The organism is Paenibacillus sp. TY11 (genome assembly GCF_059772165.1).
Genome location: NZ_JCBAIQ010000002.1, coordinates 56,993 through 77,146 on the forward strand (window position 1 = coordinate 56,993; position 20,154 = coordinate 77,146).

Annotated in this window: 22 protein-coding genes and 1 other annotated feature; of the genes, 3 read left to right on the forward strand and 19 right to left on the reverse strand. The window is 46.3% G+C overall.

Annotated elements, in window-relative coordinates; translation table 11 throughout:
* Nucleotides 1–8 precede the first annotated feature (8 nt).
* The 7 genes from AC6EJC_RS02405 to AC6EJC_RS02435 all read right to left on the reverse strand — a co-directional run bounded on the left by AC6EJC_RS02405 (nucleotide 9) and on the right by AC6EJC_RS02435 (nucleotide 5,884).
* Nucleotides 9–602, reverse strand: a complete 594-nt coding sequence (locus tag AC6EJC_RS02405; protein ID WP_444952571.1) for a lysophospholipid acyltransferase family protein — start codon at nucleotides 600–602, stop codon at nucleotides 9–11.
* Entirely contained in the window at nucleotides 599–1,306 is a 708-nt protein-coding gene (gene cmk, locus AC6EJC_RS02410; RefSeq protein ID WP_444952572.1) for a (d)CMP kinase, read from the reverse strand. The genes AC6EJC_RS02405 and cmk overlap by 4 nt, the downstream gene beginning before the upstream one ends.
* A 129-nt stretch (nucleotides 1,307–1,435) precedes the next feature.
* Entirely contained in the window at nucleotides 1,436–2,095 is a 660-nt protein-coding gene (locus AC6EJC_RS02415; RefSeq protein WP_444952573.1) for a flagellar brake protein, read from the reverse strand.
* 165 nt (nucleotides 2,096–2,260) lie between these two features.
* A complete protein-coding gene (ypeB, locus tag AC6EJC_RS02420) occupies nucleotides 2,261–3,646 on the reverse strand; it encodes a germination protein YpeB (RefSeq protein ID WP_444952574.1) in 1,386 nt (461 codons plus the stop codon).
* A gap of 265 nt (nucleotides 3,647–3,911) precedes the next feature.
* A complete protein-coding gene (gene prsW, locus AC6EJC_RS02425; protein WP_444952575.1) occupies nucleotides 3,912–4,607 on the reverse strand; it encodes a glutamic-type intramembrane protease PrsW in 696 nt (231 codons plus the stop codon).
* 86 nt (nucleotides 4,608–4,693) lie between these two features.
* Nucleotides 4,694–5,308 (reverse strand): genetic competence negative regulator, encoded by a 615-nt coding sequence (locus tag AC6EJC_RS02430; RefSeq protein WP_444952576.1) that lies wholly within the window; start codon nucleotides 5,306–5,308, stop codon nucleotides 4,694–4,696.
* A gap of 198 nt (nucleotides 5,309–5,506) precedes the next feature.
* Nucleotides 5,507–5,884, reverse strand: coding sequence for a hypothetical protein (locus tag AC6EJC_RS02435; RefSeq protein WP_444952577.1), 378 nt, complete (start codon nucleotides 5,882–5,884; stop codon nucleotides 5,507–5,509).
* A gap of 93 nt (nucleotides 5,885–5,977) precedes the next feature.
* Here AC6EJC_RS02435 and AC6EJC_RS02440 point away from each other — a divergent pair, with 93 nt between their 5' ends.
* Nucleotides 5,978–6,904, forward strand: coding sequence for a polysaccharide deacetylase family protein (locus tag AC6EJC_RS02440; RefSeq protein ID WP_444952578.1), 927 nt, complete (start codon nucleotides 5,978–5,980; stop codon nucleotides 6,902–6,904).
* A 146-nt stretch (nucleotides 6,905–7,050) separates the two neighbouring features.
* Here the strand turns inward: AC6EJC_RS02440 and AC6EJC_RS02445 are convergent, their stop codons facing one another.
* Complete coding sequence (locus AC6EJC_RS02445; protein ID WP_444952579.1) at nucleotides 7,051–7,398, reverse strand: hypothetical protein; 348 nt, start codon at nucleotides 7,396–7,398, stop codon at nucleotides 7,051–7,053.
* Nucleotides 7,395–7,982 (reverse strand): type II CAAX endopeptidase family protein, encoded by a 588-nt coding sequence (locus AC6EJC_RS02450; protein ID WP_025723057.1) that lies wholly within the window; start codon nucleotides 7,980–7,982, stop codon nucleotides 7,395–7,397. Before AC6EJC_RS02450 ends, AC6EJC_RS02445 begins: the two co-directional genes overlap by 4 nt.
* A 185-nt stretch (nucleotides 7,983–8,167) precedes the next feature.
* Nucleotides 8,168–8,418: a binding site (T-box leader), on the forward strand.
* Between the two features lie 260 nt (nucleotides 8,419–8,678).
* On the opposite strand from AC6EJC_RS02450, the gene serA reads away from it, so the two are divergent.
* The gene (serA, locus tag AC6EJC_RS02455) at nucleotides 8,679–10,271 is read left to right on the forward strand and encodes a phosphoglycerate dehydrogenase (protein WP_444952580.1); all 1,593 of its coding nucleotides are present in this window, start codon (nucleotides 8,679–8,681) and stop codon (nucleotides 10,269–10,271) included.
* A 217-nt stretch (nucleotides 10,272–10,488) separates the two neighbouring features.
* Here the strand turns inward: serA and AC6EJC_RS02460 are convergent, their stop codons facing one another.
* The 6 genes from AC6EJC_RS02460 to AC6EJC_RS02485 form a co-directional block, all read right to left on the reverse strand.
* Nucleotides 10,489–11,931, reverse strand: coding sequence for an ATP-binding protein (locus AC6EJC_RS02460; protein ID WP_444952581.1), 1,443 nt, complete (start codon nucleotides 11,929–11,931; stop codon nucleotides 10,489–10,491).
* Nucleotide 11,932: 1 nt separating this feature from the next.
* Nucleotides 11,933–12,649, reverse strand: coding sequence for a response regulator transcription factor (locus AC6EJC_RS02465; protein WP_444952582.1), 717 nt, complete (start codon nucleotides 12,647–12,649; stop codon nucleotides 11,933–11,935).
* Between the two features lie 109 nt (nucleotides 12,650–12,758).
* Nucleotides 12,759–13,517: a pseudouridine synthase gene (locus AC6EJC_RS02470; protein WP_013310759.1), complete on the reverse strand. Its 759-nt coding sequence runs from the start codon at nucleotides 13,515–13,517 to the stop codon at nucleotides 12,759–12,761.
* 78 nt (nucleotides 13,518–13,595) lie between these two features.
* A complete protein-coding gene (locus tag AC6EJC_RS02475) occupies nucleotides 13,596–14,126 on the reverse strand; it encodes a spore maturation protein (RefSeq protein WP_444952583.1) in 531 nt (176 codons plus the stop codon).
* 6 nt (nucleotides 14,127–14,132) lie between these two features.
* A complete protein-coding gene (locus tag AC6EJC_RS02480; RefSeq protein ID WP_444952584.1) occupies nucleotides 14,133–14,876 on the reverse strand; it encodes a nucleoside recognition domain-containing protein in 744 nt (247 codons plus the stop codon).
* 64 nt (nucleotides 14,877–14,940) lie between these two features.
* Complete coding sequence (locus AC6EJC_RS02485; RefSeq protein WP_444952585.1) at nucleotides 14,941–16,203, reverse strand: D-alanyl-D-alanine carboxypeptidase family protein; 1,263 nt, start codon at nucleotides 16,201–16,203, stop codon at nucleotides 14,941–14,943.
* A gap of 207 nt (nucleotides 16,204–16,410) precedes the next feature.
* On the opposite strand from AC6EJC_RS02485, the gene tgl reads away from it, so the two are divergent.
* Nucleotides 16,411–17,133: a spore coat transglutaminase TGL gene (tgl, locus tag AC6EJC_RS02490; RefSeq protein ID WP_444952586.1), complete on the forward strand. Its 723-nt coding sequence runs from the start codon at nucleotides 16,411–16,413 to the stop codon at nucleotides 17,131–17,133.
* Nucleotides 17,134–17,222: 89 nt separating this feature from the next.
* On the opposite strand, the gene ytfJ is transcribed toward tgl, so the two are convergent.
* From ytfJ to AC6EJC_RS02510, 4 genes are all read right to left on the reverse strand, one after another.
* A complete protein-coding gene (gene ytfJ, locus AC6EJC_RS02495) occupies nucleotides 17,223–17,717 on the reverse strand; it encodes a GerW family sporulation protein (RefSeq protein WP_444952587.1) in 495 nt (164 codons plus the stop codon).
* Between the two features lie 84 nt (nucleotides 17,718–17,801).
* Entirely contained in the window at nucleotides 17,802–18,503 is a 702-nt protein-coding gene (locus AC6EJC_RS02500) for a DUF2953 domain-containing protein (protein ID WP_444952588.1), read from the reverse strand.
* A gap of 180 nt (nucleotides 18,504–18,683) precedes the next feature.
* Nucleotides 18,684–19,292 carry an SMC-Scp complex subunit ScpB gene (gene scpB, locus AC6EJC_RS02505; RefSeq protein ID WP_444952589.1) on the reverse strand — a complete coding sequence of 203 codons (609 nt, stop codon included), beginning with the start codon at nucleotides 19,290–19,292 and terminating at the stop codon, nucleotides 18,684–18,686.
* Nucleotides 19,261–20,055 (reverse strand): segregation and condensation protein A, encoded by a 795-nt coding sequence (locus AC6EJC_RS02510; RefSeq protein ID WP_444952590.1) that lies wholly within the window; start codon nucleotides 20,053–20,055, stop codon nucleotides 19,261–19,263. The genes scpB and AC6EJC_RS02510 overlap by 32 nt, the downstream gene beginning before the upstream one ends.
* Nucleotides 20,056–20,154 lie beyond the last annotated feature (99 nt).

A 20,154-nucleotide genomic window follows, 5' to 3' on the forward strand; every position in this document is an offset into this window, starting at 1 on the left:
CAAGCCTTTCAGTCATTCGTAGGCTTGCCAGTTTCCTTCATCGTGCGAATACGGAACATAATTGCTTCTGTTGCCAGTTCAAGCGGATCTCCTTCGATATCGGCACCTTTTTGGTAAGCGTCCAAATTGACAGGTTTGCCGTATATCACTTTCGTTTTACGGAAAAGCTTGTAATCACCAATAATGGCGACCGGAACGGCAGCCGCTCCACTGCGCAACGCAAAGCTGGCAGCACCCTTTTTACCAATTCCTCCAGCTCCTCTGGAGCCTTCGGGGAAGATCCCCATAACCTTACCATCACGCAAAATGTTCAATGCCAGCTTAATGGATTCCTTACTCACACCACCGCGTTTGACTGGAAAAGCTCCCAGTTTCCCGATTAGTGGGCCCAGTACGGGAACATTAAACAGCTCGGCTTTTGCCATAAAGTGAACCTTTCGCTTCAGCAAGATACCGACAGTAGGAGGGTCAAGATTACTAATATGATTAGAACACAACAGCACTCCGCCCTCAGCAGGAACATTTTCCCTGCCTACCGCCTCAAGTCTAAACAAAAGGCGGTAAATGAGACGCAAAATACTGGCGCATACAGTATATATCATTGGCTGATCTCTCCATCCTTCTCCGTTAAGCAATAAGATACGATCGTATCAACGACATCCTGAATGCCCATATGGGTCGTATCGAGCACGATGGCGTCCTCACTGCAACGAAGCGGGGATACCTCCCTCTCCTCGTCAAACTTGTCACGTGCCGCAATGTCACGTTCGAGCTGCTCTAGAGTGATATCATCAGTTTCGCTCAGTTCTTTAAAACGGCGAGAGGCACGTTCCTGAACACTTGCGGTCATGAAAACCTTGACTTCCGCATCGGGAAGCACAGTTGTTCCAATATCGCGACCGTCCATAACGACACCCTTGCGCGCAGCCATTTCACGCTGGTTTTCAGTCAAACGTGCACGTAAACCGGCAATACTCGAATACTGTGACACATTACTAGTCACTTCCATCGAACGGATCACAGTGGTTACATCTTCCCCGTTACAATAAACTTTTTGGCCTGTGGGGTTCGGTACTATTTCAATCACCAGCTCAGGTACATATTGAAGCACTTTTTGTACATTTTCTGCAGAAATTTCCTTACACATCATGTACCACGTTGCTGCTCGGTACATGGCTCCGGTATCTACATATACATAGGAAAGTGCTTTCGCCACCAGGCGGGCCACTGTACTTTTCCCTGCACCAGCAGGTCCATCAATGGCTACATTTATTTTATTACTTGAATATACATGTTGCCTTGCCAACAGGGAATTCCTCCTAACCTAACCTCAAGAAAAAAGCAGGCATTGCCTGCGACGTGAAAATTATACCACACATTTATAAGCGATGCAAAATAAGCGGCAGGCTTACTAAAAAAGAAAACCTTCGGATGATTACGATCTTTCCCGGAATTCTAACTGTCGTTCAAAACAATATTTAATCAGTTTTTGACGCTCCTGATCAGCGATTTTCTCATATTTCAGCATAATGAGTCTGCGGCCGTTTTCCATTTGCTGAATACGTACAATTTCAGATTGGAACGGAACATGCTCCTGAGTACCGTTTTTATAAGGAACCAAAATCCAGCAAGACAATGATTCTCCTTCTTCAAGATGATGCGATCCCTGAGTGTGAAAAGAAACGCCCCCGCCTCCCACATCATGCGTCTCTGCTACAAATCTGGATTCATTTGCACCATGCTTCACCGCAATTTCCAGGTTGGCCTTGACCCGGAGAAAGTTTCGACGCTGAATTTTGCTGATGCTGTCTGGGGTAGGCTTGTGAATGCGAACCATCCGGAGCACGTCCTCTTTAAAGCCCGTAACGTGGGTATTAAAATAGTTTTTAATCCCGCCCTCGCTCATAAAAAATATAGACAGTTCTTCCCCCAGAAACAACTTCTTCAAATGTCCGCTTGTTTGTGACATGGGAATTTCAATTAGAAAGTTTTGTGACTCCTCTTCCGCAATACGCGACTTAAATTCGAAAATTTCGTCCTTGTGGTCGGTACCAGCCACTTGTATGTATAACACATCATTAATTTTCGGAAACAAACGATCCACCATCCTTGTCCATTAAAAGCTATAATTAAGGTATATAATACCACGACTTTGTGCCTATATTAAGCATTATATTTACTTGAACTATGACTAAAGCACAAAAAACCTCCTTTATGAAGGAGGTTTAGAGTGACTATTGATTCATTTTCATGTAATCAACTACGCATTACTTGCAGTAACCTGAGGTTCATCTGAATCTTTCACCTCTTCAATCGTTTCTTCCATCCCCGTATTGGCGTTAATGTAAATTCGATAAATGGAACCGTTGATTTTACCGCCAAATTCATAACACAGAACTTCATTCGACAGTTCATTTTCAATTAATGCTTTACGGTGGTAAGTTTCACGAAACTCAGGATTCAACTTTGCTCGTGCTGCATTCAAATTCAGTTTCGCCTGCGGAATACGGCGAAGATGACTGTGCTCATACACATAATCACTGGATTGAAAACCAATCACTTGTCCGTTATCAAGACCCGATCTGACTGTGATTTTTTCTGGATAGATAATCACGTCCCCTTGTTGGCTCGCAAATGTAATGTTAGCTAAATTCCCGCTTTCATCATATGCAACGGGTTTCATCCCTTTGTAACCCTTTTGTTCAAGGTATTCACTAGCATAGCGAATCGCTTCATTGCGGGCTGCTTTTTTAGGACCTACCGTCCTCATGTCATGATAAGAAATGAGCTTGCCGCCCTTTTTCGTAAAATCCATAGTGGCCACAGGCTGCTGCTTATTCAACAGGGTAGCCGTATAAGATGCCCATTCCGTTCCTTTACCGTTTTCGTTCACACGAATCTGACTTTCCGGTTTTCCTGTAAATTCAGCGGCATTCCGCTTAATTTGTCCTGCATCCACTGCCGGGAGACTCAATTTTTTCACAGAGCGCTTGTCATAGATGCTGGCTACAGACGGTCCCCAATCCAGTTCCTTGTAGTTTTCTACCTTTTTGTCCACGGTTTTGAAGCCATCAATGATGGTATTGTCCCTCGGCTCAGTTTGAGAACCTGCCGCCATATCCACATCCATCCATCGCAAATTTTTGCTAATAACTTTTTGCTGCACTTCGTGCATGTTTTTCGAAATTTCTTTGGAATTGTTATATAACGTTTTCAGATTCGATATTTCTTTCTCGTTTAAAGGCTCGTGATCCAGATCACGAACAGCGGTCTGGTACGAAAATGCAGATAGATGTGACAGTAAATCCTTGGCATGATTAAAAGGCATTACATTGAGAGGCAACTGATTAACCTCATTTTGGGCCTCACTTGCAATCCTCCACACGTTCATCAAACATTTGCGGTGCATCGCGTGTGAAGTAGTATGGACAGCAACCGCGTTACCGAGTTGTGAATGCAGCTGATCCATATGAAACGACAAATCGTGAAACGCACGCTGATATTGATTTTCCGCTTTAATCGACACCTTATCTGCCTGAAGAGACACCTCTTTTCTCATCTGGCTTTGCTGATAACCCCACACAAATGCTCCTATCATAATCAGGGTAACAACCGGGAACAATACGGCACTAAGTCGCTTATACATATTGGGAGTCTCCTTTCTTCAAGTACACTACCGATAGTGTGACAAGAAGAAAGCTCTCTTATGCATGGTTTTCCATGACTTCAACAATAAACTCACAGTTATCGCAAATGCAGCGTTTAAAACCGGTCTGAATCTGTCCTTGCTCGATGCGTCCTCTCAGCACAAAGCGTTCCCCACATCTTTTACAATGAATTCTTACTTTTATACGCAAAAAAAAGACACCTCTTTCTCTAACAGGTTTGTCAGATCAGTGTGTCCCATTTCGTTACATATTAACCTTTTCTTCCCGCTTTAACAATCGAAAAGGAGAACGGTTATTAGCTCGACTGATCTTCGCCATTCCTCCATACCATAGAAATGCCATAAGTGGAATAATAAACCAGATCCAGTCATGCGAAAATTTCGTCAAAATCAAATCATATACTCCGTGCCAGAACCATGGGAGCACTAATGACAGAAGCAGCATGTATTTGCTCTTCAAGCCCTCTGAAAACTTGGCTTTCCCCATGTAGTAGCCCATCATTACGCCAAACATGGCATGACCGGATACCGGTAGCAATGATCTCATCAGCATCATGCTAACAGAAGCATGCCCCGCCCAGGCATATAACAGATTTTCAACCGTTGCAAATCCGAGTGAGACTGCGGCCGCATACAAAATACCATCATAAGGCTCGTCGAACTCGGTATGATTATAGATTATGTGATACAACAAAAACCATTTAAAGAACTCTTCCACTCCAGCCGAAATGCCGAACACCTGGATTAACGTGTGATCTCCCAGCCAAAGCAGCAGCCCGCGTTGAAAAATCATAACAGGAAGCACCACCAAAAAACCGAGCAAAAACACTTTAATAACCATGTACAGTGGCTCCGAATCATATCTGTCCTTCAAATAAAAATACATCAGTAAGGCGAGACCCGGCGCTGTGGCTGCCGCTAAAACCGAAAACAGAAGCACCGATCATCCCTCCATAAAAATGAGTCGGCCCTGCTTTCAGCGCAGAGCCGACAAATTCACTTCGATATCACTTTCTATAAGCCGAATCAAGAACGGCTGTCAAAATGAGTGCAGATGACAGCAACTGCCTGTTCAGGAATGACCAGCTTGCCGTACTCCTCCAGCATAGCTGGTGTTACGGATGAGCCTTCCCCAAATTCAGCAAGAACCGCGATTAAGGCCGCAAGCTTGGACTCTTCTACTTCTTCTGGCTCCAAATGCAGAATCCATTTTCCTCTATAATGATACAGCTTACCTGCTTCCGTAGTGTTGCTACGGAGCATATGAGCCGCTTCTATGAGTACTTCGAAATCGCTAAATGCGTAGACGATGGAATCGCTGTGCTCCAACGTGACTTCCATTTCGTAGACTTCCTCTGGAAGCTCCTCATCGGGACCCGAACCATAATGCTGGTGGTCGTATTTTCCCCGAGTGACGATAACAACCATTCCCTGAGCAGGAAGCGCAAAGACTTCGACAGCTAACGGTCCCGTGGCGTCGAAGCCCAGCTCGCTGTATGCCTGATCCATCATTTCGGTAAACAGCTCATGAACTCTTGGAATTTCTTGCCACATATCGTCTTTTTGAATACCGCGTTCGCTCAAATCGTCAAAGGTAAGGAAAATCCGTATCTTGTCCTGACTTAATCTTTCTATTTTCATACTGGACCCTCCTCCTGGCAGCCGAGTGTTATTAACAGAATATGATGCAATTATGATGCCTGTGATGAAAATGGTTCTATGTAATCATGTTATCATTTTATAATCGTAAATGCACGCAATAAAAATGATAAAAAAAAGAATCATTTGAACGGCTTTTACAAAAAAGCCGCAAAATGATTCGGAATAGAGGTTTTGGGGTTACAATCCCGGTACGGCTGTATGAGTTTCTTTCAATATTTGCTCGACCTCACGTTTAACATCGGGACTTGTGCGGATAAAGTCTTTAATCAACTTCATGTTCTCTTCTTTGTTCTTGACAGTATGGGCGTTTTGAACGGTTTTATCTGTTTGTGAACGATGGTCATGATCCTTATGGGTGTCTTGTTTATTAAGCGTAATATCACCCATTCCGGGGAATGCCGCGTCCATCATTTTAGTACGGGCTTTCTGCACCAAATTACCGCCTTTTGTTCCACCCATGTCCATGGATAAGCCCAACATGTTTCGGTTACGGGAGATCATAGAGCTTGCGACAGCGCCCAAGACGATTCCCAGGAAAAATGAAGATGTTTTCACAATTAGAACCTCCCTTTGTGGTAGAATCAAGCATAGTGTTCGTCAGCAGAGACAAACTCATACGGTATAAATACAGGAAGGTGAGATGAATTAATGGGTACAAAAACAGCAGCCATTTTGTTGACCGCATGTCTGCTGCTTAGTGCTTGCACTGCGACCAAGTCGGAACCTGCGGCTACAAGCAACCATCAGGATTCGGTAGCGTCTGACTCAAGTAACAACGCCAAAGATCAGAGCAGCGTCTCTTCCTCAAATAGCAGCAGTAAGCAAGCAGGCAGCGATGATCATAACTCAGCGGGTAAAACCAATGCACCAAATAACAAAACTGTCGTCGAGAGCAACGAAACTGAAGTTTCGGCCTCTGTGGCTACCACCGTCAAAAAGTATCACTTGGACAAAGCTTATAATGTAATCCCTAACCAACAAGGTTCAGAAAAAAAAGTGGTGTTGCTGACCTTTGATGATGGTCCCAAGGAAGCGGTCATGATTAACAAAATCATAGATATACTGGATAAGCACAAAGCCAAAGCGATTTTCTTCGTAAACGGTTACCGTGTAAAAGAGCATCCTGAGTTGCTCAAGCTTATCCATGACCGTGGACAGCCTATCGGCAACCATAGTTGGGATCACATCGTGTTAAAGAACAAGACTGAGGTCGAGGTCAAAAAACAGATTGAAACGGTGCAAAAAATTGTCAAGGACACTACAGGCCAAGCCCCCGTATTCTTCCGCCCCCCTCATGGTGCAGGCGGAGACGTAGGTCGCAAGGTTGCTAAAGAAAACGGACTTCTGTACATGACATGGTCCGTCGGTTCTCTAGACTGGACAATGAAAAAGAGTCAGCCTAATAAAACGAATGCACTTCTCAAAAACGTAACGGAACAACTTCATCCAGGTAGCAATATTTTGATGCATGAACTGCCATGGACAGCTGAGGCGCTGGACAGTCTATTGACGCGCCTTGAGCAAAAGGGTTACCAATTTGTTGATCCGCAAAGTATTGAGGTTCCTGCCAGCTAATAGGCACTTGCGCATACGTTCCTAGGATCAACAGTAGATGATGCAATAAAGCCTCCATTCTCCGCATATACCGTGGGAGATGGAGGCCTTTTTACCGTACCCTTGCGCGCCTGTACCTAAGCGCAGACGGTCATACTAACTTTATATCACCAAAGCATTTCACTAATGGGCGGTGCACCCTTGATGCCCCACCACAGTAACGCTGCTGTAATGAGCACAAAAAGAGTGCTCAAAAAATTTAAAAACCACTTGCTCACCCGAATACGGCGGGACGGAAACATTTCTGCCCGCGTTCGGTACTCACTGATAGGAGTGTCCTCCTCCATCGTCACAGCAACTTCTGGTGCAGCGGCAACGTGAGCCAATTCTGGCACGGGCCGTGAAGCACGGGAGCGGACTGGTTTTGGTTTTGATTTTGACCTGTCCTCCTCCTTGTCTTTGCGACCATTTCGTCGGCTACCATAGGTCTGCACTCTGCTAAGTTCCTGATTCATTCTTCATACCTCCGAAAACGTAACGCTAAACCAGATATAAGGTCAATCACAAAATGACAAATGATCGGTGCCCACAAGCTACCGGTCTGCACGTATATGTAGCCCAATCCATAACTGCTAAGGAAAACCCAGCCAGTGGGAATCCAATGCCGCAAATATCGGATATGAATGACCGCAAACAAAATGCTTGTCCAATAAGGACCAAAGCTGTACTGAATCGCACCTCTGAACAAAAGCTCCTCACAGATGGAGACGATCGCTGCTATACAAATAATATGCCAAACCGGGCGATTTTGAAACAGCATTTGGTTAATACCACCGTCATCCATAGCATCCTCAGGCATAATCCGGGATAGCAACAGATCCACCAATAGCATAGCCGCAGCCAATCCCAAGCCCCACCATAAGACGTGCAGAGTGTTCGGCAATGCAAACAGTTCTAACACATTTCTTTTCTGGAAAATAATCCAGATTGCGCCTATCAGCAGGGTCAGCCCCTGAGTCAGATACAAATTGTAAAGCAGCAAGCGGTCATTCAATTCATGAATTTGCGCTCTTTTCCATTTCACTTTAAGCTTTTTCATAGTTAGTTAGTCCTCTGCATAGTCTTCTTTAGCATCATAGCCAAAAAGTCGGGCGGATTCAAGAAGACTTAAATCTTAATTTTCCACATTCTGTAGCTATGTATCTAGCCAGCTATCCACACATGTCGCATGTCCTATTGACATGCCCATGTAAGCCATGATACATTATGAAAAAATTATTAGCGACAACAACATTGATGGAGAAAAGGTATTGATTTCGTCCTCAGAGAACCGGTGCTTGGGTGGAAGCCGGTGACGAAGTAACTACTTTCAGCGCTCCTGAGTTATTGCACCGAGGTCTGGGGAATCATTTCCCGGCATTAGATGCAATCGGCAGAAAACCGTTATCCTTTCGGTCATTTTATGACCGCTGAAGGCAGTCCATTGCGAAATGGCTGCGAATTAGGGTGGTACCACGATAACTCTCGTCCCTTACTATGGAGATAGTATGTGATTCGGGAGTTTTTTTGATGCCCGGAAACCGTAAAGCGGCTCCGCATAAGACTTTTGGTCGTCAGTTTGGTGCATAATACTATTTTATTCCTTTTCTGCGTCAATGCGTTATCTCACTAGTGTTTACACCGCTCTCCTGTACTTTTAGAAGCATTTCAAGTTTTTTCATGTTCTTTATGGAATGTATTTCAGTTTGAAGTACATCCTGTCCATAAAAGAAGTTAACTTTGAGGAGGAAACCAAATGTTTAAAGTGTTAGTATCCGATCCAATCAGTGACCTGGGCATCCAGCAGCTGATGGATGCAGACGATGTCACGGTGGACAAGAACACAGGTCTCAGCGAGGATGAATTGGTTCAAATTATTGGTGACTATGACGCACTACTCGTCCGTAGCCAAACCCGGGTAACCGAACGCATCATGGCGGCAGGTAAGAACCTCAAGGTTGTAGGACGTGCTGGGGTCGGAGTGGACAACATCGACCTTGAAGCAGCAACGCAACGCGGGATTATCGTTATTAACGCTCCTGACGGCAACACGATTACGACATGTGAGCACACTTTTGCGATGATGATGGCTCTAGCGCGTCATATCCCACAGGCGTATGCCAAAACCATCGGTGGTACTTGGGATCGTAAAACATTCCTCGGTGTCGAACTGCGTAACAAAACACTTGGAGTCCTCGGTATGGGACGTATCGGCAGTGAGGTGGCTAAACGTGCCAAAGCATTTGGCATGAGCATCCTCGGGTATGATCCGTTTCTGACGGAAGAACGCGCTGAGAAGCTGGGTATCAAGCTGGCCAGTGTGGACGAAATTATCCGCAACGCAGATTTTATGACCGTACACACACCATTAACACCGGAAACGAAACATATGATTGCTCGTCCGCAGTTTGAAGTGATGAAAAAAGGAATGCGCATCATCAACTGTGCCCGAGGCGGAGTTATCGATGAAATGGCTCTCGTTGAAGCCATTGATGAAGGAATCGTTGCCGGTGCAGCCTTTGACGTATTCGAGTCGGAGCCGCCAGCACAGGATCACCCATTCCTGAGCCATCCGAAAATTATCGTTACACCACATCTGGGTGCCTCGACTGTCGAAGCTCAGGAGAATGTGGCCATCGACGTGTCCGAGCAGGTGCTGCATATTTTGCGTGATGAGCCGTTTAAAAATGCGGTCAACATGCCTCCAGTGCCATCCAGCGTCATGACGCAGTTGCAGCCGTATTTCTCGCTTGGAGAGAAGCTGGGCAGCTTTGCCGCACAGATCACGAATCAGGCTGTACGTGAAATCCAGGTGGATTACGCTGGCGATTTGTCCACTGTGGATACACAACCGCTGACACGCTATATTTTGAAAGGTGTACTTAGCCGTCATCTGGGCAGCGATGTGAATATTGTAAACTCTGTACATCTAGCCAAAACACGTGACATCCATCTTGTCGTATCTCAGGCGCCGGCCACCAAGGGCTTTACCAACCTGATCACCGTTACGCTCAAAACGCAAAGCGGCGAAGAACAACGTGTATCTGGCACCCTGCTCGCAGGCTATGGCGAACGTATTGTTCGATTGAACCAGTTCCCGGTAGACGTGGCACCGGAAGCTCATTTCCTGCTCATCTCCCACAATGATAAACCCGGCATTATCGGCCGTGTCGGCACCTTGCTTGGGGAGAACGGCGTCAATATCGCTTCCATGCAAGTAGGACGTAAAATTGTCGGCGGAGAAGCCATCATGATCCTCACCGTTGATAAAGCCGTGCCTAAAGACGTGCTGATTCAACTCGTTGGTTTACCAGAACTGAATACTGCCCAAGAAGTTGTGCTTGATTAGTTCCAGGCAGTGTTGAGAGTCAATTGGCTTTATTTATAAAGAGAGGCGCCTGGCTACCCAGGCGTCTTTTTCATATACCGTTTTCTATCATAAGTGCATTCATCTTGAAACAGAATGTTCCACGTTGAACAAGATAAATGTTGATTTTTCAACAAAAAGCACCCTCTTCCGAGGATGCCTGCAAACCAGAGTATTTCAGTTGTCACTTAAAAGCCTGTTACAGAGCCAGCTTTGTTTTTTTGGAGATCGGAAGCAAAATAGTAAACTCCGTCCCTTCTCCCAATGCGCTGGCAGCAGAGACAGAGCCTCCGTGAGCCTCTACAATATTTCTGACAATAGCAAGCCCTAATCCAGTCCCTTTATCCTCACCACGTACTCTGGCCTTGTCTGCCTTGTAAAAGCGGTCAAAAATATAAGGCAGATCCTCGCTGGCAATGCCCACACCTTCATCCTTAATCCGAATACGGATTAACTCATGCCGTTCTCCCAAAATTCGATCCGCCGCAATGGTAACTTTTTTCCCGCCAGGTGTATGTCTGAACGCATTATCCAGCAAATTGGTCAACACCTGCTCCAGTCGATCTTCATCTGCCTCAGGCAACAGCAAGTTTTGGCCTTGCTCATGATAATCGAGTGTGAGTCCTTGTTCCTTCGAACGTACCGTAAATTTACGGTGAACACGCTCGATCAGCTCATTCACATCCACTTCCTGACGGTGCATGTCTGTATGACCTGCCTCCATTCGGGCCAGATCAAGCAGATCCTTGACTAACCTTCCCATACGCAATGATTCATCATGGATGACCTGTACAAGCTCCTCGGACTCTTCCGGTGAACCCGCCATACCATCCAGCAACGCCTCACTATAGCCCTGCATCATGGATAAGGGTGTACGGATTTCATGGGATACGTTGGCCACAAAATCGCTCCGCATCTTCTCCAGCTTCACTTCTTCCGTAATATCTCTAAGCACAGCTACCGCACCGCGAATTGCGTTATCCGTGTACAGAGGTGCCATCTGCACCGACCAGGAGCCCTTCTTGACATGAATATAGTCTCCGACATCCTCTCCCCTGTCCATAACGGTATGGAACAGGGGCTGTAAAGGCTCAGGCACAGAAGCTCCAAATTCCTCCAGATCACGTTCCTGCCACTCCAGCTTTTTCCAAATATCCAAAAGACTTTGTGCAGGCGGATTCGTCAAGATGATTTGTCCGCTTCTGTCGAAGGTGATTACTGCATCAGACATGCTTCGCAGTACGCTGGATAAATGGTTTTTCTCCTCATTCAGACTGCGGATCGTCGCTTCCAGTTCCGTAGACATATGATTAAAAGTTTTTGCTAGCTCTCCAATCTCATCACTGGTCACCAGCGAAAGCCGAGTATCATACCTTCCCTCACGAATAGCATTCGCCGCCTGAATCAACAGCTGCATAGGCTGTGTGATTTTAGTAAAAAGAAATAGAGCAAAAAAGGTCGTCAATAAAAATCCGACTATGCATGTATAGGTGAACAAATGCTTGATTTCCGTCGATTCATACGCCGCGAAATTCCTGTTGATATACGGTAACAAAAAAAGACCCAGAAAAATAAGCACAGAGCCTACAAGGCAAATGATGGTGATCCACAGCTTACCTACCAGCGATCTCCAGAAGTTCACGTTATTTTGGAACCTCCAGCTTATAGCCTACGCCCCACACGGTCGTAATCATAGCCGCAGCCTCTGGAGATACCTTATTCAGCTTTTCACGAAGCCGTTTCACATGCGTATCTACGGTACGCAGATCACCAAAAAATTCGTAATTCCAAACATCTTTCAGCAGTTCTTCGCGCGAGAAGACTTTATCCGGCGACACCGCCAAATAATGCAATAGCTCGTACTCTTTAGGCGTGAGACTGATTTCAATTCCGCCTGCAGTTACACGGTGTGCATCATGCTCAATAATAAGATTCGGAAAAACAATACTATTGCTCGGTACCGTCTCTTTCGTTAAAAAGGCAGTTTCCGACGAACGGCGTAAAATCGCCTTCACCCGGTAAATGACTTCTCGCGGGCTAAATGGCTTGACCACATAATCATCGGCTCCGACTTCAAAGCCTTGTACACGATTCACTTCCTCGCCTTTGGCAGTCAGCATAATCACAGGTGTAGCTTTGGTCTGACGCAGCCGTGTACACACTTCAATCCCATCCATACCCGGAAGCATCACATCGAGCAAAATAATACTGTAATCGCTTGCAGTCGCTTTTTGGAGGGCAATCTCGCCATCCTCAGCTTCATCAATTTCATATCCTTCTTTTTCCAGATACATCCGCAGAAGGCGGCGAATGCGTTCTTCATCGTCTACAATTAATATGCGGTTGCTTTGTTCTGACATATTCCCAGTCCCTTCGCTAAAAAAAGCATTCTCTCTATTTTACTATTTTCCCGTGCTTGGTCAAACTTTACTCTCATACAACAGTCTCTTTACACCAAAAAGGCCGGGGTTATGACCCCCGTCCTGTCCGTTTCTTTTTCGTGTTGTCTGATTTGGCAAGTTGAATAAGACGGTTGATTTCGTCCTTGGTTAGGGGTCTGGTCAGACCGCGCTTCAAATTTTGTAGCAAAAGATCTCCGAAGGCAATCCGCTTGAGTCTGATGACCGGGTGTGAAATGGCCTCAAACATCCGTCTTACCTGGCGATTTCTGCCTTCATAAATGGTAATCTGGATCACAGACTCCTTACCGTTCGGGTCTACATCCTTATATTCCACCTCGGCTGGTGCAGTAATGCCATCCTCCAGCACGATTCCTTTTTTCAACTTGTCCAGCTCAGTACCATGCGGAACGCCTTTGACTGTTGCCACATATGTCTTGGGCACATGATGCTTGGGATGGGTGAGCAGATTGGCGAACTCGCCGTCATTGGTAAGCAACAGCAGCCCTTCGGTGTCGTAATCGAGACGTCCTACCGGATATACGCGTTCCTTAACGCCTTTCAGATAGTCAGACACAATTTTACGGCCTTCCGGATCGGAAGCGCTCGTAATGACCCCTTTGGGTTTGTTCATCATCAGATAGATTTTTTTCTCGGTTTTGATCGGGCGTCCCTTTACCGTAATCATATCTTGGTCAGGGTCTGCCTTCGTTCCCAGTTCAGTTACGATAACCCCGTTCACTTCCACGCTGCCCGCCTGAATAAGCTCCTCACATTTACGTCTGGAAGCTACACCAGCTTGGGCCAATATTTTCTGCAATCTTTCCATGTTCGCTAATTCACCTCATGCTAATGATACCCATCCATGAGCAAAATCACAACCCCCGTTCAAAAAACGATGCAGAAATCAAAATACAAGCAGGCAAATTGCAATTGCCGCCACAAAACCAACCACATCTGAAAATAGTCCTACCTTCAAAGCATACCGTCCATTGCGGATACCTACCGCACCAAAATATACAGTTAGTACATACAGCGTCGTGTCTGTGCTGCCCTGAATCGTTGAAGCGATCCGACCGATCATGGAATCCGGGCCATAAGTGCGAATTAGGTCCGTCGTGAACGCAAGTGAACCAGTGCCCGTCAATGGACGGAGCAAACCTAAAGGCAGTACCTCGCCGGGTACGCCCCAGTTTTTAATCCATGGGGTTACCCAGGATATCATATAGTCCAAAGCGCCAGATGCTCGAAAAATGCTAATCGCCACCATCATGCCTACGAGATGAGGGATGATGCTGATGGCGGTAGAAAACCCGTCTTTGGCTCCATCCACAAAAGAATCGTAGACGGGCACCTTTTTGGCATATGCATATAAAGGAATAAAAGCGAGAATAACCGGAATGGCCCAAGTCGAAACGAGGTTAATAAAATAAAGCATCCTCCCTCATCCTTTCCAAGTGGTGTCCCTGCCCTTGGCAGCCGTGATTCCCGTTCGAGGAACGGCAGGTGAAGATACGGGCGACGTAGTTGAAGAGGGCGCAGATGTAGGTGCTGGTGGGGTGAATGGCGCCAAGGATGTCTGGGACGGCGGAATCGCTGGAGGACGGCGGCGCAATTCTCGGCTACGGTACCAACGATCCGCCGCAATTGCGGCAAAGGTTGCTATTGCGGTCGCCACCAGTGTCGTGCCGACGATTTCTGCCGGATGTGCGGAATGAAAATTAAGCCGAATCGCGATCAACGTCGTAGGAATAAGCGTAATACTGGCTGTATTTAGCGCCAGCAGCGTACACATGGCAGGTGTGGCGGTTTGCTTATCTGGATTGAGCGTTTGCAACTCTTGCATCGCCTTGATCCCCATCGGTGTCGCTGCATTCCCCAGACCTAACAGATTGGCGCTCATATTGGACAAAATGTAACCCATAGCGGGATGATTACGCGGAACATCAGGGAAGAGAAAGGCGACCAAAGGAGAAAGCAGCTTGGATATTTTCTGCAAGAGCCCTCCGTCTTCAGCCAGCCTCATCATGCCCATCCAGAACACCAGCACACTTATCAGTCCAAAGCATACTGTAACCCCCGTAGCTGCCCCGTCAAAAGCCGCTTTCGTCACCACCTCAATATTTCCCTGCGCGGCAGCAAATACAAATCCAATACAAATCAAAGCCACCCATATGAGATGAATCATGACTGATTCCTCCTTTTCCCAATGATGTGACACATGTAGCTCTATAGCAGCAAGCCTGCTTGCCCTATGCTCCAAACAGATTTTTAAGGATTTCATTCCATCTGCTCGTCCAACTTCGTTGCTGAGTATTGTTTGCAGGATCTTGTGCAGTCGGAACCTCCTGCTGTGGCTGTACGGTACTTTGAGCAGGCAGCTTACTACCTTTTTCATACACAGGAACGGAACCGATAAGTTTACCTTCCAGTAGGAATTCGACACGTCCTCGTAAACCAAAAGATACGTCCGCTCTGTCTGCAGAAGCAGAATTTTTATACAACACCAGTCTTTTGTGCAACTGGGTCTTCTCACCATCATGTAAAGGATAGGCAAAGCTCGTACCCGTCAATAGTGGGTAGCCATCAATAGGTTGCTGCTTGTCCGTAAGCGGAATAAGTGGATAATATCGGAACCCGTAATCAAGCATACGGGCATGATCGTTCCAATCGTCCCCGTCATTCAAGGTAACGGCAGCGAGCTGGCGACCGTCCCGTGTGGCCGAGCTGACCAGACAGCGAAACGCTTTTTTAGTAAAGCCTGTTTTCACACCGTCAGCTCCCTCATACAGCCGCAGCATTTTGTTTTTGTTATGCCATGAGTAGTCCCAGGAATCGTTGGGATTTGGTGCTTTTTTCAGTTCTGTTTTTACGATACGGGCAAAAGTTGGATTATGCAGCGCATACGCGGTAAGCCGGGCCATATCATTGGCTGAGGAATAATGTCCCTCGGCATCCAGCCCGTGAGGATTAGCAAAATGTGTGTGGCTTAGCCCTAGTTGAACCGCCTTGTCATTCATCAAATGGACAAATCCCTCTTCTGTCCCCCCCACATGCTCGGCAATGGCAGAAGCGGCATCATTACCAGAACGGAGCATTAAGCCGTACAGCATATTTTCCAGCGTCATTTGCTCACCCATTTGCAGAAAAAGCGAGGACCCTTCTTTGGCATATGCCGTTGGACTCACCTTTACCCGGTCCTGCAGGCGTCCATGTTCAATGGCTACGATCGCAGTCATAATTTTGGTTAGGCTGGCAATACGTAGCTCTCGGTCACCCTCGGCAGAATATATGATCCTTCCTGATGTGACATCAATTAAAGAAGCAGCCTGTGCATGGGTTCCTAATGCGGGCGGCGTTGCTTCCGTTTTCGTCGCTCCCCGAACAGGCTGTGGACTCAGCAACGTAAGCGGCAATGACACAATAAGCAGAAGCACCAGCGACAAAACAAATGCGCGTGTCTTATTCAAAGACTGGCTGTGATCCGCGTGGATGTGTTGCTTTTTTTTAAACATTTGGATTCCTCCGGTTTGAGCAAGTCTTGTACCATTCTATGTCCAAGCTGTTCAAAGTATGTCCACCTTTATAACAGAAAATTCCTTTACAGAACTAGCCATTAGCCGCTCCTCTTTTGCTTTCTTTCTACCTAAACCAAGCAACTTGCACCCCTGAACACATATATATTAGTTACTAAACGTTAAATATGGATCGGGGGTCACAACATGCAGCGTTTACAGTTTGAAATGATTTTAAGATCGAGGATTGTAGAGTCCGCAGAAGCATTACATCGAAGTGGCGTATCCTTTGCTACTTTTGCTACCGCACGTTGCAACCAGCAATTTTGGGAGTTGACGGAAAAAGGCGGTTTTCGGATCAAAGCAGGTGTCACTCCGGCGCAGGGGATCAGAGATATTTTTACAAACGGTCATCAATATGCTTTTGAATGTGCAACGGCTATGGTTATTGTGCTGTACAAAGGAGTATTGGATTCCATTCTGGAAAGTGAGTTTAACCGGATTTTCGCAGATATGCTGCTGTATACTTGGCACTATGACAGTGACCTCAGGATCATACAGCAGCAAGGAAGCCATAAAGCGACTTCTGGCGATATCCTGTATTTCAACAATCCGGATGTGTCATCCGATAAACTGGAATGGAAAGGAGAAAATGTCGTTAAGCTGAAGGAAGACTTGTTTTATGGACATGGGATTGGCATCCTGCCGGCGAAAGGTATTATCGATTCCCTTAATCAACATCGTCGGCCGGAAGCCACGGTATCTGCTTATTTGACGAATGAAATGATCTATCCGGACTTCATCTACCTATCACAGTTCGCTCCTCAAGGAAACCGAGAAGATGAATTATCGCTGGATACTTTTTATCACCAGGAACACAGTGACCGCATACATGCTGTCATAGGTGGAAGGCAGTATATTCGGGGATAAGACTAAGTATAAGCAGAAAAGAAGGTATTCCTTGGCCTATACTCGGCTTGGGGATACCTTCCTGAAGAAACATTTTAGTTGAATAACCTTTACAAGTAAGCGGGACCAGAATTGCTTGGATCTGTAGCGACATTTACAGGTACCTGTGGAGGTGGATTCTGCATGTCGCCACCGCCTGCATTTCGGAAGATGGACTGAACCTTATCAATCAGGTATGGTGTGGAGTCGATAAGTTTCTCAATCAGATGCGTTTGATTGTCCAAAGGAACAATTTGTGCACCCTGTTTACCAACAACCAGAAAAGCAATCGGTTGAATAGATACACCGCCACCGCTACCACCACCAAAGGGATGTCCTTCCTTCCCGTTATGATTACCCGATGTCGACGAAGTATGAAGCACCTCTTCATCTACATTAAAATCACTTCCCCCTGCGGCGAAGCCAAATCCCACCTTACTGATTGGCAAAATAACGGAACCATCGGGTGTTTCCACCGCTTCTCCCACAATCGTATTCACGTCTACCATGGCTTTGATGTTTTCCATCGCGGTTTGCATAAGCCCTTGAATCGGGTGATCTGACATAATTATTCCTCCTCTGCTTATCTCAAGCGTAGACTGCCTTTTCTTTCGCTATTGTGCGCAGAGCACCAAGAAAATATGTATCGTTCATCCCTCATGCTGTATGGGTTTCTTGGAAAAAACCCGTTTCCATGCCTCTGGTCCACCCGGAACGCGCCATATGCGATAAACCAACGTAAGCATAGAAAACATTAAATAACCGAGCGACACATTCGCTTCACAGGTCAAGGTGGTGGTAAAACGCAGGCGATCCACCCAATAGGGTACAACAAACAGCTTGGGCGTACAGTTCATGCGTACAAAGCTGGAAGCAAAACCGATCAGTGTCGCTTTTAACCCCCAAAGAATACCGGTCGAGGTAGCCGTATAGGCTGCATCCGCAAGGCTAATATTGGTAGACCATTCCATCTTGGACATCGTCACATGGGCCAATGTATGCCGTAGCCAGCGGTTTAAGGCCTCCGTTCCTTTGAGTAAAACTCGTACATCATGTATAAATCGCTTAATTTTTTCTGCATCAATATTTCCGCTATCCACGGAAGCATCGGTTTTATGTATATTTTTGTTACGGTCAAGCCGATAGAGAAGCCCTTTTTTCAGACCTGTTATGAGAATGGCCGGAATATCATAATTAATTTTGATCAACCCGTACAGAAATCTGATCTCTAGACGCGCCCGATCATCATTGTCATGCTTGGCAATGTCCAGCTTCAATTGAATGCGAGAGAGCAGAATAGCCAGCACAAGTAATATAATGACGATGATGGCGATACTGATCCATTTCCACACTGGCGAGTCCTCCCTATCTTTTTGCTATAGATATATCATGGCAAAAATAGTATGACCCTTCGCCGGAAAATCATGCATCTTAAAATGCCAAACAGCCAGCCCCCAACTACGCGAGGACTGGCTGTCTTTTTAAATCTTGAAACTTTTACATAAAAGCGCCGTAGATCCGGATGAACTTTATCAGGATTCAAGATCCAAATCGTTCGCAGCAGGCTGGCTGCTCTCCAGACGCTCGAACAATAATTGTGTCTCTTCCTCCAAATTGTCCGAATCCTCGAACAGCTCCGGTTGTGGTAGATCTGCAAGAGAGCCCAGACCGAAATAATCCAAAAATGATTTCGTCGTTCCGTACAATATCGGCCGTCCAATGGCTTCAGCTCGACCTTTCTCTTCAATGAGCTCCTTGTTGACCAATGTATGTATGGCCCTCTCGGATTTGACACCCCGAATCTCTTCGATTTCGACTCTTGTAATGGGCTGGCGGTAGGCCACAATGGCCAGTGTCTCCAAAGCAGCTTGAGACAGTGAGGCACGTGCCGGAGAGTAGGCGAGCTTTTCAAAATAGGGTGCATGTTCGGGTAAAGTTGCAAGCTGATAATGACCGGCGATACGGACAAGTTGCAGACCTCTTCCCCCCTGCTCCATGTCATGCTTCATATCTTCCAGACACTTCTCAACCAGCTCTTGCTGCTGCTCTACAATGTCGGCGATCTGCTTGGTGGACAACCCTTCCTCTCCCGCGAGAAACAGCAGCCCCTCAATAATTGATTTCAGCTTCAGATAATCCATTAACCCGTAAATCCCCTCTCCACTCCATTACAATATCATCGAAAAGCTTCTCCTGATAACAGAAAATTTGCTTCATTTTCATCAGTTCAAGGATAGCCAAAAAGGTCACTACCACCTCATGCCGATACATATCCTCATGCATTAGCTTGGAGAACAGCAGCCGTCCCCCGTTCCCCAGCATCTCTAACGCTCCGATAACTTGCCGGATACGGTCCTTGACTGAAATTTCGTCCCGATGAACACGGGTTACCGTCGTACGTCGTTCTGCTTTACGTAATGCACGCTGAAAGGCCGCGACCAAATCGCTTGCATGCAGCCCATGCACCGGATTTGAGGGTTCGGTTGGCAGGAATGCGCTCAGATCTTCTGGTTCCTTGCCATAAATCAGACTCCGCTCCCACTCACGTTCACTCAGATGGCGAGCAATCCCTTTATATTTACGATACTCCACCAGCTTACGGACCAGTTCCTCACGTGGATCATAATCCTCTTCTTCATAAAAATCTAAATCGTCATATTCCATCACAGGTGGCTTGGGAAGCAACAATTTACTCTTGATGGATAAGAGCGTCGCCGCCATTACCAGAAACTCGCTCGTAATGTCCAGTTCCAGCTCCTGCATACTGTGCAAAAAAGCCATATACTGATCAGTAATATCGCTAATCGGGATATCCTGAATGTCGATCTCGGCTTTATCAATCAGATGCAACAGTAGATCCAGCGGACCCTCGAATGTTTCCAGCTTGTAATTTACGACTGTCAATGTGCTTCCCCCTGCCTTACTCCAATCATCATTCAACAATACCTTTCCCCATAGCACTTATGCTCTACGTTATCAATCCCTCTTTCTGTAGTATATACG

Coding starts and splice junctions, on each gene's coding strand:
- AC6EJC_RS02450 (WP_025723057.1), bottom strand. CDS start 7,982: ATGAAAAAGCTTAAAGTGAAATGGAAAAGAGCGCAAATTCATGAATTG.
- AC6EJC_RS02445 (WP_444952579.1), bottom strand. CDS start 7,398: ATGAATCAGGAACTTAGCAGAGTGCAGACCTATGGTAGCCGACGAAAT.
- scpB (WP_444952589.1), bottom strand. CDS start 19,292: ATGGATTATCTGAAGCTGAAATCAATTATTGAGGGGCTGCTGTTTCTC.
- AC6EJC_RS02475 (WP_444952583.1), bottom strand. CDS start 14,126: ATGCTTTATTTTATTAACCTCGTTTCGACTTGGGCCATTCCGGTTATT.
- AC6EJC_RS02485 (WP_444952585.1), bottom strand. CDS start 16,203: ATGTTTAAAAAAAAGCAACACATCCACGCGGATCACAGCCAGTCTTTG.
- AC6EJC_RS02405 (WP_444952571.1), bottom strand. CDS start 602: ATGATATATACTGTATGCGCCAGTATTTTGCGTCTCATTTACCGCCTT.
- tgl (WP_444952586.1), top strand. CDS start 16,411: ATGCAGCGTTTACAGTTTGAAATGATTTTAAGATCGAGGATTGTAGAG.
- ypeB (WP_444952574.1), bottom strand. CDS start 3,646: ATGTATAAGCGACTTAGTGCCGTATTGTTCCCGGTTGTTACCCTGATT.
- AC6EJC_RS02480 (WP_444952584.1), bottom strand. CDS start 14,876: ATGATTCATCTCATATGGGTGGCTTTGATTTGTATTGGATTTGTATTT.
- ytfJ (WP_444952587.1), bottom strand. CDS start 17,717: ATGTCAGATCACCCGATTCAAGGGCTTATGCAAACCGCGATGGAAAAC.
- AC6EJC_RS02430 (WP_444952576.1), bottom strand. CDS start 5,308: ATGAAAATAGAAAGATTAAGTCAGGACAAGATACGGATTTTCCTTACC.
- AC6EJC_RS02440 (WP_444952578.1), top strand. CDS start 5,978: ATGGGTACAAAAACAGCAGCCATTTTGTTGACCGCATGTCTGCTGCTT.
- AC6EJC_RS02465 (WP_444952582.1), bottom strand. CDS start 12,649: ATGTCAGAACAAAGCAACCGCATATTAATTGTAGACGATGAAGAACGC.
- AC6EJC_RS02470 (WP_013310759.1), bottom strand. CDS start 13,517: ATGGAAAGATTGCAGAAAATATTGGCCCAAGCTGGTGTAGCTTCCAGA.
- serA (WP_444952580.1), top strand. CDS start 8,679: ATGTTTAAAGTGTTAGTATCCGATCCAATCAGTGACCTGGGCATCCAG.